This window comes from Deltaproteobacteria bacterium, assembly GCA_020845895.1.
Taxonomy (GTDB): Bacteria; Lernaellota; Lernaellaia; order JACKCT01; family JACKCT01; genus JADLEX01.
The window spans coordinates 1-15,391 of record JADLEX010000124.1 but is presented as its reverse complement, the minus strand read 5'-3'; the positions used below and the strand labels follow the sequence as shown (position 1 = coordinate 15,391).

The window sequence follows — 15,391 nt, the reverse complement described above, 5'->3', positions numbered from 1 at the left end:
GGCGACGGTCGCGCGGAGCGAGCATGAAGAAATCCATTGTTTCGATCTCGGTCGTGTGTGTGGCGTTCGTCGTCATGGCGAGTTGCCACGGACCGGCGGACACGTCCGTCTCACGGGAGTCGGGCGTCGTGTCGCCGACCCAAATCGCGATCGCCATCGACACCTCGGCGCCGCTCGCCGAGGTCGATCCGCGGTTCCTGTCCTTCGCCGTGGACGCGTCGCAGGTGGTGGGCGGCAATTGGTGGTCCGCGTCGGGCGAGGTCGAAATCGGCGTCGGCGAAACGCGCGCGGAGCCGTATGATTTTTCGCGCCCGGCGCTGCGGCGGCTCGCCGGCGAACTCGCCCCGGCGTTTCTGCGCATCGGCGGCAGTGAGGCGGACAAGATTTGGTACGACATGACCGGGCAGGAGGTGGTGTATCCGCCCGCCGGTTACGAGTTTCCGCTCACCGCGCCCGTGTGGGACGCGGTCAACGAATTCGCGATCGATCTGGGTCTCGACGTGTTTTTCACGCTCAACGCCGGGCCGGGCCCGCGCGGCGACGGGCGCGCGTGGACGCCGGACAACGCCCGCGTGCTGCTGGAATACACGGCGGAACGTGGATACCCGGTGAGCGTGTGGGAGCTGGGCAACGAGATCAACGGCTTCGTGATGATTCACGGTCCGAAGTGGATCTTCACCGGGGCCGAGTACGCGCGCGACATGGCGACGGCCCGTGCGCTCCTCGACGACGCGCATCCCGGCGCGTGGCTTGCGGGGCCATCGTCCGCCGTGTGGCCCGTGATCGGCGAGTGGCTGCCGGTGCTGCCGGGTTTTTTGCGCGAGGGGGCGGGCGGCGCGGATGTCGTGACGTGGCACTACTATCCCACGCAGTCGCGCCGGTGTCCGATCGCGCTTCGGCCCGCGACGCCGACGCTGCTGCTCTTTCCGCCGTTTCTCGACGAGATGGCCGAACAAGCCGCTCGCGTGCTTGAACTGCGCGACCGGTTCGCGCCCGGGCTGCCCGTTTGGCTGGGGGAAACCGGCAACGCGCAGTGCGGCGGCGAACCAGGCATCTCGGATCGTTTCGCGGGGACGCTCTGGTGGCTCGACGAACTCGGCCTCGCCGCGCGCACGGGGCAGCGCGTGGTCGTGCGTCAGACGCTGTCGGGCTCGGATTACGGCATGATCGACGACGCGACGCTCCGCCCGCGTCCCGACTACTTCGCGTCAGTGCTATGGAAGCGCCTGATGGGAGAAACGGTGCTCGACGCGCGGCGCGAATCGGGCGACGGTCTCGTGCGCGTCTACGCCCACTGCGCCAAAGGCGGTGGCGTCGCGGCGGTCGCCATCAATCTCGACGCCGCGCCGCGCAAACTCAATTTCGAAGGTCTCGCGGGCGAGAGCGCCGAGACGTACGCGCTCACCGCCGACGTGCTCACGAGCGCCGACATGCGCCTGAACGGCGAAATCCTCGCGACGTCGTCGTCGGGCGAACTCCCGCCGATGCGGCCTGCGACGCGAGCCCTCGACGCGCTCGAACTCGCGCCACGGAGCGCGGCGTTCGTGGTCTTTCCCGACGCCGACGTGCCCGCGTGCGCCGCAAACTAGCCGGGCGAGCCGATCACACCTCGTACCAGCACCCGTCGGCCGCGAGTGAACGCTCGCGGGTCATGCGGCACAGCCGCCATGTCGGGACTGAACCCATGCGGGTCATGTGGCACAGCCGCCATGTCGGGACTGAACCCATGCGGGTCATGTGGCACAGCCGCCCCCGGCTGTGCGAAACTCCGAACATGCCGCGCCGCGAGCCCAAAGCCCGCTACAAGAGAAACCTGCCGCATGTTCAAGCCGCCGGGAAAACATTCTTCATCACGTTCCGAACGATTCCGGGAGTCGAACTGAACCCAGGCGCCCGCTCGCTCGTGCTTGGGCATTGCCTGCATGACCATGGCCGTCGATACGAACTGCTCGCCGCCGTCGTGATGCCCGATCATGTGCATCTCTTGCTCACGCCGCGGCTTGAAGACCCGTCGGCGCCGTTCAGCCTCGCCGCCATCATGTCGGGGATCAAGGGCGCATCGGCACACTCCGTGAATCGCTTAACGGGACGGCGCGGGCAATTGTGGCAGGACGAATCGTTCGATCACATCCAGCGTTCCGAGGAAAATGCTCGGAAGGTTGGGGAATACATTTCGCAAAACCCGGTGCGCAAAGGGCTCGCGGAGACCCCGGATGGATATCCGTGGCTATGGCGGAGATGGGTGGAGGGAGAGAGACTCCATCAGAAGCCATGAGGTCAATGCACAGCCGAGGGCGGCTGTGCCACATGACAATCTTGGGCCGACGCAACACAGCCCCACCATGGAGGGGCTGTGCCACATGCTCTTCCTGAATCCTTAAATCTCGTACCAGCAGCCGTCTGCGGCGGTCATGAAGGCGGCGTCATCGCTGTCGAGCTCGCCGGACTGATCCAGGTCCGCGCCATCGCACCAGCTATTGCCGGCGTCGCACGACGCGCCCTCGCCGAAGTTTGTCCACGCCGTGTCGAAATCGGACTGATCGTCGGCGTCCACATCGCCGTCGCCATCGAGGTCGGGCCGCTCGCAGCCGAGCGTCGCCCACGAGCAGTCGAGTACCGTCGGCTCCAGCGCGCAGTTGGGGATCTCGTTCAGGTAGATCGCACCGCCGAATCCCTGGTGCGTGATGTTGGGGATCTCGACGCGGTCGCCATTCACGTCCACGACCTCGTAGTGGTCGCCCGCGCGTTTGATGGGCCGGTCATCTTCGGTCGGATATTCGTCCCAATACCGGTCGTAGGTTTCCGGGCGATCGGCGTATCCGTTCACCTCGGCGAGAATTTGGGTCCACAGATCGGCGTCGCTCCAAAGCGCGCGCGGCGTGCTGTCGCCGCGGTTGAGCACGTCCTCGAAGACATCCTGATACCGCTCGGCGCGCGCCCAGCCCTGCGGATCGTAGTCGGCGTTGCCCACGCCCGCGATGTGCGCGTACTGAGCGACCTTCTGTAATTCCTCGATCGCCTCGTTCACGTGGTTCGCCGGCGGCACCGGCTGCGCCTGGGCCCAGTCGAGCGTGAGCTGCGCGCAAATGCGGTGGATTTCGGTGATGTGGAACAGCGCCTCACGGGCTTCCTGTAGCAGATCGCCCTTGTTCGCGAGCTCGGCGTAATACACCACGGCGAACGCGGCCATTTCGGGTTGATCCGTCGCGTCGGCGACCTGCATCAGGATGTCCGCCACGCTCGCGCCGCCCAGGTTGACGGCGATGCGCAGCAGGTCCTCCAGCGACTGGCCGAGGATGTTCAGGTTGTAAACGTCGCCCCAGCTCAAACCGAGATACGCATCGTCCAGGTTTTCGCAGGTCTTGGTGAGGTTTCCCGGAACAGGCAGACCGAGCGCCTCGAGGAGCAGTTTGATGGCGATGATTTCGTACGATCCCGGCGTTTCGACGGGTTCGGTCCCCGTCGTCAGCCCGTCCGCGGACATCGCCTTGGCCATGTACGACATCTGGCACGAGTTCATCGAACCCAGCCATTCGGGGCCTTCGTCCGCACCGTCGGGACGCAGTTCGCCCGCGACGATCAGGTGGTCTTCGTCGTAGGGCTCGAACTCCCCGACCGTCATCAGGTTGTAGCCCTCGTCGATGGTGCGGTCGCCGATGCGCTGCCCGGCGGCCCAGGCGCGTTCGGCCGCGGCGCGCACGTCGGCGTCCGCGCCGGTGTCGTCCTTGGCTTCCATCGCGGCGAAATATCCCACGCCGAAGTCGGGGAAGTTGTCGCGGCTGTTGTGGTTGCCCCAGAAATAACCTTCGAAGGGTCCGAGCTGGCTGACCATGTACGACGAGCAGCAGTTCGAGACGCGCAGGTAATTGGGCATTTCCGAAAACACGAACGTCACCGCGTAGTCGCCGGGGCGCAGGATCGACTCGATGCGGAAGTAGTGATCGGTGGGCTCGCCGTTGATGGCGTACACGCCGTCCGAAAAGAACGTGTCGATGATTTCTTCTTCGAGCGTCGGCGCGTAGTCCTCGGCCGGGTCGATCGGAGCGCCATCCAGCGTGCGCGTGACCGTGCCGCCCGGGCCGTCGATGGTGACGGTGAAACCCGTCTGCCACTCGCGGCACGTTAGCCCGTCGATGCCCTGGATCTCCTCGGCGTAGGCGAGGCCCTCGAACTGACGGATCGCGGTGAGAGCCAGCTCGCGCGTGCGGAAGATCTTGTACGCCTGATACGCGTTGAAGGCGGAGAAGCCGATCCAGTTGTTGTCCACCGGGTGGAGTTGGACCTCGTAGTCGTTGCCGTCCTTGGCGATGTTCGTGTGGCCCAACGTGTGCGCGGGCACCACGTCGCCGACGAGCATGAAGCGGTTGTACGCCTTGAGCGTGCGACTCACGCGCTCCTTGTAATAGAGCTTGAAGGCGTCGGCCTTCGCGTTCGGATTCACCCAGGGATCGAAGGGGATGTCGTCGTCGGCGTCGTCATCCGACGTGTCGTCGTCGGTCGTGTCGTCGTCGGTCGTGTCGTCATCCGCGGTGTCGTCGTCGGGAAGAGGCGGAAACGTGTCGTCGTCGCCCGTGTCGTCGTCCGCCGTATCGTCATCCGTCGCGTCGTCGTCCGGGGTCATCGTGCTCGGCCCCGAGTCATCGTCGTCATCGTCGCCGCAGCCCGCAACCAGCGCCAAGGCCAGCATCCACACGCACGCAACCGCCCAACCCCACCTGTTCATCGCTGTCTCCCGTCACACGTCCAAGAGGAGTCGATATGCTAACAGACTCGCCGTCCGCGCCCAAGTCCGACCGCGTCGGCGGCGAAATCCGCCCGTTTTGTCCCGACGGCCACGAACAAACCGTTCGGTTCTGGATATTCTTATCCAAATCCGGTTCAATGACATCACTCAGTGAGATCCATTACGTACCGTTTTGACCTCGGTCAAAGACGGCTGAACGACGATTCAGCGATAAGGAACCCGAAGCCGGGCGAACCGGCGCGCGAGGGGGAAGCGGATGACGCGAAGCGCGGGCACGGCAAGGGCGGGACGGGTGACTCCGCTGATGGTCGCCGCGATCGCCGCGGCGCTGACCGTGGGCATGGCGGCGGGACTGGGCGCGTACACCTTCGTTTACGCGAAGGGCTACTCGTACATGGGCAACGATCCCCAATCGTGCGTGAATTGCCACATCATGAACGAGCAATATGAGGCGTGGACGCGCAGCAGCCACCACGCAATCGCGACCTGCAACGACTGCCACGCGCCGCACGACCTCGTCGGCAAGTACCGCGTGAAAGCGACGAACGGCTATCACCACTCGCTCGCGTTCACGACCGGCGAATTCGCCGACCCCATTCACATCAAGCCCGGCAACCGCGCCGTCACCGAGGCGCAATGCCGTCACTGCCACGCCGACATCGTTCACGGCATCGACACGACCCCCAAGCCCGGCGAGGCGATGTCGTGCGTGCGCTGCCACGCGTCGGTGGGTCATATGCATTAGGTTCGCGAAGGGAATTTCTCGCGGCGGCCGCGCCGCGATGTTCGGATTCGATCGGCGTCACATGATCCCTGGGAGGTTTTGCATGAGCCCGGACACCACGAAGAAACGCTGGCTCTCGCTGTTCCTGATGTTCGCCGCGGTCGCGGCGGGCGCGGCGGCCCTGTCCGCTTACGTGCTCACCAGCGTCATGGAGCACAAGCAGGAGGCGAAAAATCCGTTCTTCCGCGTCGTCGAAATCACCGACGACACGGGCGATCCGGCCATTTGGGGAAAGAACTTCCCGCTGCAGTACGACCGGTACCTGCGTACCGCGGACATGGTCCGCACACGTCGGGGCGGCAGCGAGGCGTTGCCGCATACGCCGACCGACGCCGATCCGCGCTCGATCGTGACGCAGTCGAAGATCGAGGAAGACACGCGCCTGAAGCGGATGTGGGCGGGCTACGCGTTTTCCAAGGACTTTCGCGAGGAGCGCGGCCACGCGTACATGCTGGAAGATCAGATCTACACCGAGCGCCAAAAGGTGGGTCAGCCCGGCACGTGCCTGAACTGCCACGCGTCCACGTACCTGATCTACAAGGAGCTGGGCACCGGCGACATCGTGGCCGGCTTCGACAAGATGAACTCGATGAAATACGACGAGGCCAAGACCTACGCCAAGCACCCGGTGGCGTGCATCGACTGCCACGACGCGCAGACCATGCAGCTACGCATCACGCGCCCGGCCTTCATCGAGGGCATCAAGGCGCTCAAGGCGGCGCAGGGCGTTGCCGATTACGACGTGAACGAGATGGCCACGCGGCAGGAGATGCGATCGTTCGTGTGCGGCCAGTGCCACGTCGAATACTACTTCAAGGGCGACAAGAAGCGCCTGACCTTCCCGTGGCATAACGGCGTGGGCGGCGAGGACATTCTCGACTACTACAACGAGCAAGGCTTCAAGGACTGGGTGCATGCGGACACCGGCGCGCCGATGCTCAAGGCGCAGCACCCCGAGTTCGAGATGTGGAACAAAGGGATCCACGCGCAGGCGGGGGTGGCGTGCGCCGACTGCCACATGCCCTACATGCGCGAGGGCGCGATGAAGATCAGCGATCACCACGTTCGCAGCCCGCTGCTCAACATCAACAAGTCATGCGGCACCTGCCACCGGGTTTCCGAGGAAGAGATCAAGGCGCGCGCCGAGAACATCCAGGAAACGTTCTTCAGTCTGCGCAACCAGGCGATGGACGCGCTGATGGATCTGATCGACGACCTGAAGGCCGCGAAGGACGCGGGCCGGCCCGACGCCGAGCTCGCCGCCGCGCGCGAACTCCAGCGCCGCGCGAGCTTCCTGATCGACTTCTGCGAGGCCGAGAACTCGACGGGCTTCCACGCGCCGCAGGAATCGACGCGTCTGCTGGGCGTGGCGATCAACTATGCGCGCGACGGCCAGCTCTCGGTGCGCGATCCCAACTACAAGCCGAAGACCATCGCCGCGCACGAAGCCGCGATTGCGGCGAAGGCCGCGGCCGCCGCCCAGAAGGGGGCCGAAGCGCCCGCCGAGAAAAAAGCCGAAGGCCAGACGGTCGCGAACGACAAACCGAACAGCGCGACCACGCTGTAACGACAGGGACCTCTCCACTGCTGCGCGGCGATCGGGAAACCGGTCGCCGCGAATTTTTCGGACTCGATTTTCCCGGGCTCGTTTTCACGCGTCGAGCCCCGTTCGCGTTACGCCTTCTTCAGCACCCGCAGCCGGAGTCGTCGTCGTCGTCGCCGTTTTCGGATCCGTCGGCATTCGCGTCGTCGTCGTCGGTGGATGCGTCGTCGTCGTCGCCAACGACATCGTCGTCGCCCGTCGCATCGTCGTCGCTCGCGGTGTCGTCGTCGCCCGCGGTGTCGTCGTCGCCCGCGGTGTCGTCGTCGCCCGCGGTGTCGTCGTCGTCGGAAGGCCACTCGTCGCACGGATGCTTCCCCATGTCGCCCGAAAACGAGTACTCGTAAAATGTCTGGCCGGTGAACGAATCGACGCACTCCATGTCGACATCCGGGCCGACCACATCGATGACGCAGATATGGTGCCGCTTTTCGTATCGAAGCAGGTTGGGGCTCGTCGTTTCCTGATCGTACAGGGACGCCCCGCCGCCCGCGGTCACGAAGAATTGCACGCCGTTCGTGACGTTGTGCTGAAAGCTGTGGTCGTGGCCGGCGTACGACGCCTGAACGCCGTAGTCGTAGAAGAGCGGATGGAGGTAGTCGATCACGGCCTGATTGTTGCCGTGGCTCGCCACGCCGAAGCCCGGAATGTGATACGAAACGAAAACGTGCATGATCTCGGGATCGTCCTCGAGCGCCGCCAGTTCCGCTTCGACCCAGTCGTACTGCGTCGTGCCCGGAGCGTAGGTTCGAGACACGTTGTCGATCAGGACAAAGGCCGTGTTTCCGTAACGGAACGAATAATAAAACTCGTTGCCCGAGCTGGACGGCTGGCGCCAAATGCGCTCCCAGATATCTTCCGCCCGGATGTCGTGATTGCCCCAGACGGGATAGAGCGGCACTTCCGCCATCAGGTCCCTCTCGATGTCGAAGTGGTTCTGCCACCAGTGTTCGTTCATGGCGTCGGAGTCTTCGGCGTCGATGATGTCGCCGCTGTTGACCACGAAATCGGCGTCGGCCTCCAGCATGCGCACGACGACCGCCTCGTGGGCCGTGTCACCCGTGCGCGTGTCGCCGGTCATGACAAAGCGGAACGGTGTGCAGGTGTCCGCCGCGGAAGAAACCGTCTTCACGTCGGTGGTCTCCGATCCGTGCGTGACGCTGTAGTAGTACAGCGTGTCCGGCGTCAGTCCCGTGATCGTGATCTCGTGAAATTTGGTCGCCGCGGCGTCGGTGAGCGAGTTGCCGAGACTGGTCGTGGTTCCCCATTCGAGCGTATCGACGGTCTCGGTCGTCGTTTCCCACATCACGGTGACTTCTTCCGTGGTGGGATGCTGCACGTAAGGGTGCTTCTTGAAGTCGGCGTGCGCGCCGCCCGCAAGGATCAGCGCCAGGACGACCGCGGGCCAGATCCGATTTCCGTTCATGTCGAGCCTCCTCCTGAATCGTGAATTCCCCGGCATCCCGTCACGGAACAACCGGCGCATTTCGTTCCTCGATCGCGCATCGCCGTTCGATCGCGCGGTTGCGGCCCCGATACACGGGAACCCGGAGAAGAATCCGGGTTGTTCATGACATTCCGACCGCTCGGCGGCGGATGTCGCGAAATCGTTTCCCCATTGTCTCTATGGACAATCCGGCAGCGCGCCGTCGGAATCCACGTATTTGCACTCCCCGGTTCGCTGCCGCGCGTACTCGTCCACGGCCGCCCAGATCTCGGACGCGAACGCCGCGTTGGCCACCGTCACTCCGGGGGGCAGATGGGAGTCCGGATGCAGGGCGCTGCGCTTGTTCAGGGCCAGCGTGTAGGTGTTCGCCGGAACGATCGGATCGGGGCCCAGGAACGTCCATCCCTCGCCCATCCCGTCGCGAATCGACTCGAGTTCCGAACCGCTGACCTCGACCGTGTAGAACGCGGTGAATCCCGGAGTGCCGGCCGGTTCCCGCTGAACCTTGAAGACGTTGTAGATCGCCTGGGGCGTCAGACCGCCCCGCATCCAGGTCGGATACGGATCGACCGACCACATGTTGTCGTGCTCGATGAGCGCCGCGTCGACGTCGAGCACGTCGATCGCCGCCCGGGCCGCGATCCCCGCCACGCCGTCCTGCCAGCGCGGATCCCGAACGTAGGCGATGTGGCGCATCGCTTCCGGCGCCCAGGTCGCCATGATGCCCTCGATGGCGTCCTCCGTTTCCTCGTCCACCGGCAGCACGAACGGAATGTTGATCTGCATGTGGTACGCGCGATCGACAATCTGGCGCGTCGTCAGATCGATATCCAGATCGAGCCGCGCGGCATAATCCGCGCTGGAACCGGCCTGAACGATGATCGTGTCGTTCGTCACGATCTCGGGGTAGATCACGGTGTGCGAATGGCCGCCCAGAACGAGGTCGATGCCGTTCACCTGCTCGGCCACGGCGATGTCGTCGCCCACGCCGAGGTGGCTGATCATCACAAGCAGGTCCACGTCGTCCCGATGCTCGGCGACGATCTCCGCCGCGACGTTCGCGTAGTCGTAGCGCGTCTCGAAGTTCGGAAGGTAGTTTCCGGTGTACTGCGTATCCGTCTCGTCGAACGGCCTGGGCTGCATGCCGAAGAATCCGACGGTGACGCACCCGACCTCGATCTCGGCGTAGGGAACCGCTCCGAAGCCTTTCGCGGAGTCGCCCGTGTATGTGGTGTTCGACGCGATGACGATGGACTTGGGATCGTTGGAATAGTCGAGCGTTTCCTCCTCGCCCCAGCAGAAGTCGTGATTTCCGATCACACGCACATCGAAGCCGAGCGCGAACGTCACCTCGGTGGTGGAGCGCCCGTTCGAAATCAGCTCGGCGACGCTGCCCTTTTCGAAGTCGTCGCCGCCGTTCGTCAGAACCGTGTACGGGTTTTCGGCTTTGACCTGCTTGTAGTATCCGATCAACCGACTGACGGGGCTCACGTAATCCCGCGACGGATCGGTCTTGAGGTATTCGTCCAGCGGCGGAGCCGGAGTGTAGTTGGCGTGGATGTCGTTGATGTGGACGAAGGTCAACGTCTGCGTTGCGGCGGTTTCGTCGCATGCCGGCCAGTACGGCGGTTCGTCGTCGTCGGTCGCCGCGTCGTCGTCGGGCAAGGGCGGCCACGTGTCGTCGTCGCCCGCGTCGTCGTCCGAGTCGTCGTTCGCGGAGTCGTCGTCGTCGCCCGCGTCGTCGTCCGGCGTGCCGTCGGAATCCTGTCCGGTCGAGGGTTCGTCGTCCCCCACGCATCCATATGTGAAACACATAACCAACGCCGCAAGCGATATTAGAATCGCTTTTCGCATGATGATCGACGTCGTCGCGAAAAGCCGGGGCATATTCGTTCCTCCCCCCGATGACGGGATTGTCGGACCATAAAGCCTGATAGTGGCAATTTCATGAAGCGGTGGGTGCTTCGTGTTACGATCCGGCAACATTTTCGGCGCGAGCGCGTGAAACTGCTTTGCGGGTAACATTATCGCTTGACTCAAAGAAATTTGATCCCACAATCGCGCCGTTATTCACGTTCCGCCACGGTCGCCGCGCCGCAACGGACAGCGTTCATGAAGAATCGCACGAACATACGGCTATCGATCGCCCTGCTGATCTTTTTATTCGCCCACTCCCCCGCCGCGAGCGCCTCGGACTGGAAGGCGTTCGAGGCCGCCCGTTCGCTGTCGGACGCGGGCCGCCACGTGGAGTCGGAAACGGCTCTCAAGAACCTGCTTGCCGCGGGCCCTTCTCCCGAGCTGGAGCCCGAGATCCGATCGGCGCTGGCCCGCGTTTACGAGGAGAAGCTCCTGAAGTTCGACGAGGCGAAGGAGCAGTGCCGGATCGTGGTCGAAAAAACGCCGAACCACCGGCGGGTTCGGTACTGCCGCGCGTTGCTCGCCCGTGTCGAGCGCGGAACCCGCCGCGATGCGGACGATCTGGAATACGAGGAAATCATCGCCAACTACGACCGCGCCCCGGGAGGGGCGACCGTCGCGCGGATCGAGGAGTTTCTCACCCGCAGACCCGATTTTCGCCGCGCGGCGGAGGCCCGGTTCGTCGTGGCCAAGGAAACCGCGCTGGCGGGCCGGCATCCCGAGGCCATCGTCGAATACGAAAAGATCCTGGCCATGAATCCTCCGACCAGAGTCGCCGTGGACGCCCTGCGGCAGATCGCCTGGTCGCACATTTCGATGGACCGCTACTCGAACGCCGAGGCGACGTACGGGCGGATGCGCGCCATTCGCGACGACGGATTCGCCGCGAAGGCGGCCGATGACGGTTTGAAGAAGCTCGAACGCAAGCGTGCGCGTCGTCGCGGAATCGTCCTGGGTGCCGCGGCCGTCGTCGCCGCCATCGCATGCGCCATCGCGGGAGCGCTCATCGCGAGACGACGCCGCGGCCCAGCATGGGTCGCCGCGTCGTGATCGCCGCCGAAAATCTTCAGGAGATCATACCCATGCCGACGGGAACGAGGTGGAATGTGGCGGGATTCAGGGGGCTGCTTTTCATTTTGGTGCTGTTCGCGGGATCGGCCGCCGCCCTTTCCGGCTGCGGCGGCGGCGACGACGACGATTCGGGCGGCGACGACGACGCGGACGATGACGCCGATGACGACCAGGCCGACGACGACGCGGCCGATGACGACATGGCCGACGACGACGCCGACGACGATACGGCGGACGATGACGCGACGGACGACGACGCCGACGACGACACGGTCGATCTGGAGTTCGATTCGATCCGGTGCGTGCTGCCCAATCCCGAGGATCTGCCGGGCGAGGACACGGTGGGGGGAGGCGCCGTCGTCGACTCGATCACGGCGTACGTATACGACGACCGCACGTGCGCACCCCTCGCGAACGGCGACGCGACCGTCAACGGGACCCCCACCGACGCCGACGGCCGTGTCGAACTCGCCGTGCTGACCGACGGGCCGCAACTTGTGGTCGCGCGCGCCGGGGGACATACCTCCTGGGCGTACGAAGTCGACGCGAACGTGATGTATTTCCGGCTCGCCTCGCCGCTCGACGGCGTCATCATGCAGGACTCCGCGGACGGCTATTTCCGCGAGGACGGCGAGGAACTCGATCCGGCGAATCCGCAGGGCGAGTGGAGCCTGCTCGACCTGGGGGATTTTCTGGCGGCCCCGATTCACCTGGGCGTCGCCATCCCGGGCATCTCGCGGGCATCCATCACGTCTATCGACGCGGAGCGGATGCTGTCGAACACGAACTACAATCTCTTCATCTCCCTGGGCGACGAATACACGGCGCAGTGGACGATTCCCACATCGGTCTATCTCCCGCTCATCGACGTGGAGGTGGCGATCGGCGACCTCCTCTCCCTGACGCTCTACGGGCAGAATCCCCGCTACCACATCGCCGCCACGCCGGATCAGGCGGACATCCCCTACGAGGGCTTCGGGTTCGGCCTGACGCTCGGCAATGCGCTCTCGACGGCGACGCTGCTTGACGTGATCGCGGCGCTGCTCGACGGAGGCGATGTCGATGAAATCGTCTCGGCGCTGATCGTTCCGATCGTCAACGACGCGCTGTCGTTCGAGTTTCACGGAGCGCGGCCCGAATGGGACGGCACCGGCGCCCCGGATCTCGAGGTCCAGCGACTCGAGGACAGCCCCGACCGGCTGACCGTCGAGGTTCAGAACGTCGATCCGGGCGATCTGTACGTGGCGCTGCTGCTCGGCGAAGTGCCGAATCGCGCGGTGTGGCCGATGGGCATCAAGGTGCTGGAAGACGGAGCGGCCGAGTTCGGCGTGTCCCATGTTCGGCATGCGGACTACATCCTAGCCCTGGTCAAGGTGACGGATACCGACCCGCTCTCCCTGCGCTGGACGATGCGCTACGCCGATCGGCCCGGCGACTGGGCCGGCGCGGTGACGCTCAGCGCCGACACGGATTTCGCGCCGGCGTTTACGGACGGGACGGGATATTCGGATCTCGGCGTTCTTTCCTGGGTCGAGGACGCGGGCGCCGACCCCGACGCCTATGTGCTCCTCGCGTTGCCCGATCACGGCTCGCCGGGCGTGGCGATCGTCGACGCCGATCGCGCATCCTTCGACGCGGCGACGCTGTTCGGGTTCGAACCGTCGTCGGACGACATCATGTTCATTCTCGGAGTCGATCTTCCCGCCGGGGTCGATCTGAACGCGTTCGACGCGACTTCGATTCTCGCCGTCGATTTCGAATCCATCGCGATGTGGACGAATCTCGACCCGATGGCGCTGCTCGAGGACCTGTAAGGGCGCGATGCGATCGCGCCGGTGCGTTTCATCCGGTTTCACCAAAACGGGGTTGGAGCATGATTTCGGATCCGAAGGTCTTCTGGCTGCTGGGCACCCTGGCGCTGGCGGCGATCTGGTTCTTTCCCGCGGGCTGCGCCGGCGACGATGACGACGACGACGGTTCCGGCGATTCCGGCGACGACGACGACACGGGCCCGAGCGTCGACGGCGTCGACTGCGAAGACGACAACTGCTTCGTCACCGGCGTCATTCTGGAAGACTTGACGATGACCGCGGACAAAAACTGGATCCTGCGCGGCGGCGTGTTCATCGGCAACGACGTCGATCCCGTCGTGCTGACGATCGAACCGGGAACGCAGGTGTTCGGCGAGACCTCGACCAAGGGCATGCTGGTCATCACCCGCGGCGCGAAGATCATGGCCGAGGGCACCGCGGACGCCCCCATCGTGTTCAGCTCGTCGAAGTACGAAGGCGAAAGGGCGCGGGGAGACTGGGGCGGCATCATCATCAACGGCCGGGCGCCCGTGAACAACTGCCTGGGCGACGAGATCGAGTACTGCGAATCCCTGGGCGAGGGCGCCACGGGCGAGTTCGGCGGATCGGATCCCGAGGACGACAGCGGCATCATGCGTTATGTGCGCGTGGAGTTCGCGGGGCGCCTTGTCAGCCCCGAAAACGAGCTCAACGGCATCGCCTTCCAGGGCGTGGGAAGCGGCGGCGTCTTCGAATACATTCAGGTGCACATGAACAAGGACGACGGCATCGAGTTTTTCGGCGGAACCGCGAACATCGGGCACGTGGTGGTGACCGGAGCGGCCGACGACGGCTTCGACTGGACCGACGGATGGACGGGCAAGGCGCAGTTCGTGGTCATCCAGCAGTACGCCGGGGGCGGCGATCAGGGAATCGAGGCCGACAACAACGCCGAGAACAACGTCGCCACGCCGCGCTCGCGACCCACGTTGTCGAACTTCACCATCGTCGGGCAGGGGGACGATTTTTCGGATTTCGGCATCCTGCTGCGGGAAGGAACCGGTGGAAACCTGCACAACATGCTCGTCTGGGGTTGGGACGAGGCCGCGTTGTCCATCATGCACCGCGAGACCTACAGGGCGGCATGGGACGAGGATGCGGCAGCGCTGACGGGCGTGATGATACTCACCGATTCCATCATCTGGAACAACAACAGCGACTTCGCGGAAGACGAGATCGAGGAACCGTTTTCGGTAGTGGCCTTCTTCAACGCGCTGAACGACGGCAATTCCGAGGTCGATCCGGCGCTCGGCGATCCGCGAAATCAGACCGATCCCGATTTCGCGCCCGCCGAGGGCAGCCCCGCCCTTTCCGGCGGCAATACGCCCTCCGATCCCTTCTTCGACGAGGTCTCTTTCATCGGCGCCATCGGCGCGGACGACTGGACCAAGGGCTGGACGACGACCGCGGAGAACTGACGCCCGATATCGCGATCGAATCGAAACTCGACCCCCGCGACCATGCCCGAGAAGGTGGCTGACGACTCGCGTGGACTTCAACATCTCCCCGGCGCACGGCGTCGCGCCGGTGCGGGACGTTCACGAAGACGAAGCTCGGGACGGTGAACTTCGCCCTCGACGCCGACTACTGCCGCGTGAACGCCGATGACTCGCTCACGCGAATGAACGGCACGATCGCGGTGCCCGGCGGCGCGGGGCTCATCCTGATCCGCCGCGGCTCGGGCGGGGGGAACTGCCGACACACGCGGGGCGGCGCTAATTCCGCACCCCGTGCTCTCCCATTCGAAGAGGCGTGCGACGTTCGCCGCCCCTTTTTCACGTTTGATTTCGACGCGGATCATCGCCTATGTCGCCGTCCGAATCTCCGCCACCTCCGGTCCATTGTTCGTGTGGGCCTGCGTCTGATTTCCGGGTTTATGCGCATCGGGATTCCCAATAATCCTCGAAACGGCTGGAGAGCATGTTACAGCGCAGGGCGATGATGGCGTTGGCGCCTCGGAGGGACCATTCCATACCGG

General features: G+C 64.6%; 11 protein-coding genes. 7 read left to right on the top strand and 4 right to left on the bottom strand.

What is annotated here, in order from left to right:
• The first annotated feature begins 23 nt into the window (after window positions 1-23).
• Window positions 24-1,589: a hypothetical protein gene (locus tag IT350_16950; GenBank protein ID MCC6159744.1), complete on the top strand. Its 1,566-nt coding sequence runs from the start codon at window positions 24-26 to the stop codon at window positions 1,587-1,589.
• A 13-nt stretch (window positions 1,590-1,602) separates the two neighbouring features.
• On the opposite strand, the gene IT350_16945 is transcribed toward IT350_16950, so the two are convergent.
• The gene (locus IT350_16945) at window positions 1,603-1,776 is read right to left on the bottom strand and encodes a hypothetical protein (protein MCC6159743.1); all 174 of its coding nucleotides are present in this window, start codon (window positions 1,774-1,776) and stop codon (window positions 1,603-1,605) included.
• Between IT350_16945 and IT350_16940 the strand changes: the two genes are divergently transcribed.
• The gene (locus IT350_16940; protein ID MCC6159742.1) at window positions 1,775-2,275 is read left to right on the top strand and encodes a transposase; all 501 of its coding nucleotides are present in this window, start codon (window positions 1,775-1,777) and stop codon (window positions 2,273-2,275) included. The genes IT350_16945 and IT350_16940 overlap by 2 nt on opposite strands.
• Window positions 2,276-2,377: 102 nt before the next feature.
• Here the strand turns inward: IT350_16940 and IT350_16935 are convergent, their stop codons facing one another.
• The gene (locus IT350_16935; GenBank protein ID MCC6159741.1) at window positions 2,378-4,723 is read right to left on the bottom strand and encodes a hypothetical protein; all 2,346 of its coding nucleotides are present in this window, start codon (window positions 4,721-4,723) and stop codon (window positions 2,378-2,380) included.
• A 325-nt stretch (window positions 4,724-5,048) separates the two neighbouring features.
• Here IT350_16935 and nrfH point away from each other — a divergent pair, with 325 nt between their 5' ends.
• Together nrfH and IT350_16925 are read left to right on the top strand one after the other, a co-directional pair.
• Window positions 5,049-5,489 carry a cytochrome c nitrite reductase small subunit gene (nrfH, locus tag IT350_16930; protein ID MCC6159740.1) on the top strand — a complete coding sequence of 147 codons (441 nt, stop codon included), beginning with the start codon at window positions 5,049-5,051 and terminating at the stop codon, window positions 5,487-5,489.
• 82 nt (window positions 5,490-5,571) lie between these two features.
• A complete protein-coding gene (locus IT350_16925) occupies window positions 5,572-7,095 on the top strand; it encodes an ammonia-forming cytochrome c nitrite reductase subunit c552 (protein MCC6159739.1) in 1,524 nt (507 codons plus the stop codon).
• A 118-nt stretch (window positions 7,096-7,213) separates the two neighbouring features.
• Here IT350_16925 and IT350_16920 read toward each other — a convergent pair whose 3' ends face one another.
• The gene (locus IT350_16920) at window positions 7,214-8,554 is read right to left on the bottom strand and encodes a metallophosphoesterase family protein (GenBank protein MCC6159738.1); all 1,341 of its coding nucleotides are present in this window, start codon (window positions 8,552-8,554) and stop codon (window positions 7,214-7,216) included.
• A gap of 198 nt (window positions 8,555-8,752) precedes the next feature.
• Window positions 8,753-10,390, bottom strand: coding sequence for a metallophosphatase (locus IT350_16915; GenBank protein ID MCC6159737.1), 1,638 nt, complete (start codon window positions 10,388-10,390; stop codon window positions 8,753-8,755).
• A gap of 297 nt (window positions 10,391-10,687) precedes the next feature.
• On the opposite strand from IT350_16915, the gene IT350_16910 reads away from it, so the two are divergent.
• Genes IT350_16910 through IT350_16900 form a run of 3 tightly spaced genes read left to right on the top strand, consistent with a single transcriptional unit; the run spans window position 10,688 to window position 14,831 of the window.
• On the top strand, window positions 10,688-11,542 hold the full coding sequence (locus tag IT350_16910) for a hypothetical protein (protein MCC6159736.1): 855 nt from the start codon (window positions 10,688-10,690) through the stop codon (window positions 11,540-11,542).
• Entirely contained in the window at window positions 11,524-13,377 is a 1,854-nt protein-coding gene (locus IT350_16905; GenBank protein MCC6159735.1) for a hypothetical protein, read from the top strand. Before IT350_16910 ends, IT350_16905 begins: the two co-directional genes overlap by 19 nt.
• A gap of 59 nt (window positions 13,378-13,436) precedes the next feature.
• Window positions 13,437-14,831, top strand: a complete 1,395-nt coding sequence (locus IT350_16900) for a hypothetical protein (GenBank protein ID MCC6159734.1) — start codon at window positions 13,437-13,439, stop codon at window positions 14,829-14,831.
• Window positions 14,832-15,391: the final 560 nt, after the last annotated feature.

What these genes read in the sequence shown, in the direction of transcription:
- IT350_16905 (MCC6159735.1), top strand. Translation starts at nt 11,524, where the DNA reads ATGGGTCGCCGCGTCGTGATCGCCGCCGAAAATCTTCAGGAGATCATA.
- nrfH (MCC6159740.1), top strand. Translation starts at nt 5,049, where the DNA reads ATGGTCGCCGCGATCGCCGCGGCGCTGACCGTGGGCATGGCGGCGGGA.
- IT350_16900 (MCC6159734.1), top strand. Translation starts at nt 13,437, where the DNA reads ATGATTTCGGATCCGAAGGTCTTCTGGCTGCTGGGCACCCTGGCGCTG.
- IT350_16915 (MCC6159737.1), bottom strand. Translation starts at nt 10,390, where the DNA reads ATGTGTTTCACATATGGATGCGTGGGGGACGACGAACCCTCGACCGGA.
- IT350_16920 (MCC6159738.1), bottom strand. Translation starts at nt 8,554, where the DNA reads ATGAACGGAAATCGGATCTGGCCCGCGGTCGTCCTGGCGCTGATCCTT.
- IT350_16945 (MCC6159743.1), bottom strand. Translation starts at nt 1,776, where the DNA reads ATGTTCGGAGTTTCGCACAGCCGGGGGCGGCTGTGCCACATGACCCGC.
- IT350_16940 (MCC6159742.1), top strand. Translation starts at nt 1,775, where the DNA reads ATGCCGCGCCGCGAGCCCAAAGCCCGCTACAAGAGAAACCTGCCGCAT.
- IT350_16935 (MCC6159741.1), bottom strand. Translation starts at nt 4,723, where the DNA reads ATGAACAGGTGGGGTTGGGCGGTTGCGTGCGTGTGGATGCTGGCCTTG.
- IT350_16910 (MCC6159736.1), top strand. Translation starts at nt 10,688, where the DNA reads ATGAAGAATCGCACGAACATACGGCTATCGATCGCCCTGCTGATCTTT.
- IT350_16950 (MCC6159744.1), top strand. Translation starts at nt 24, where the DNA reads ATGAAGAAATCCATTGTTTCGATCTCGGTCGTGTGTGTGGCGTTCGTC.
- IT350_16925 (MCC6159739.1), top strand. Translation starts at nt 5,572, where the DNA reads ATGAGCCCGGACACCACGAAGAAACGCTGGCTCTCGCTGTTCCTGATG.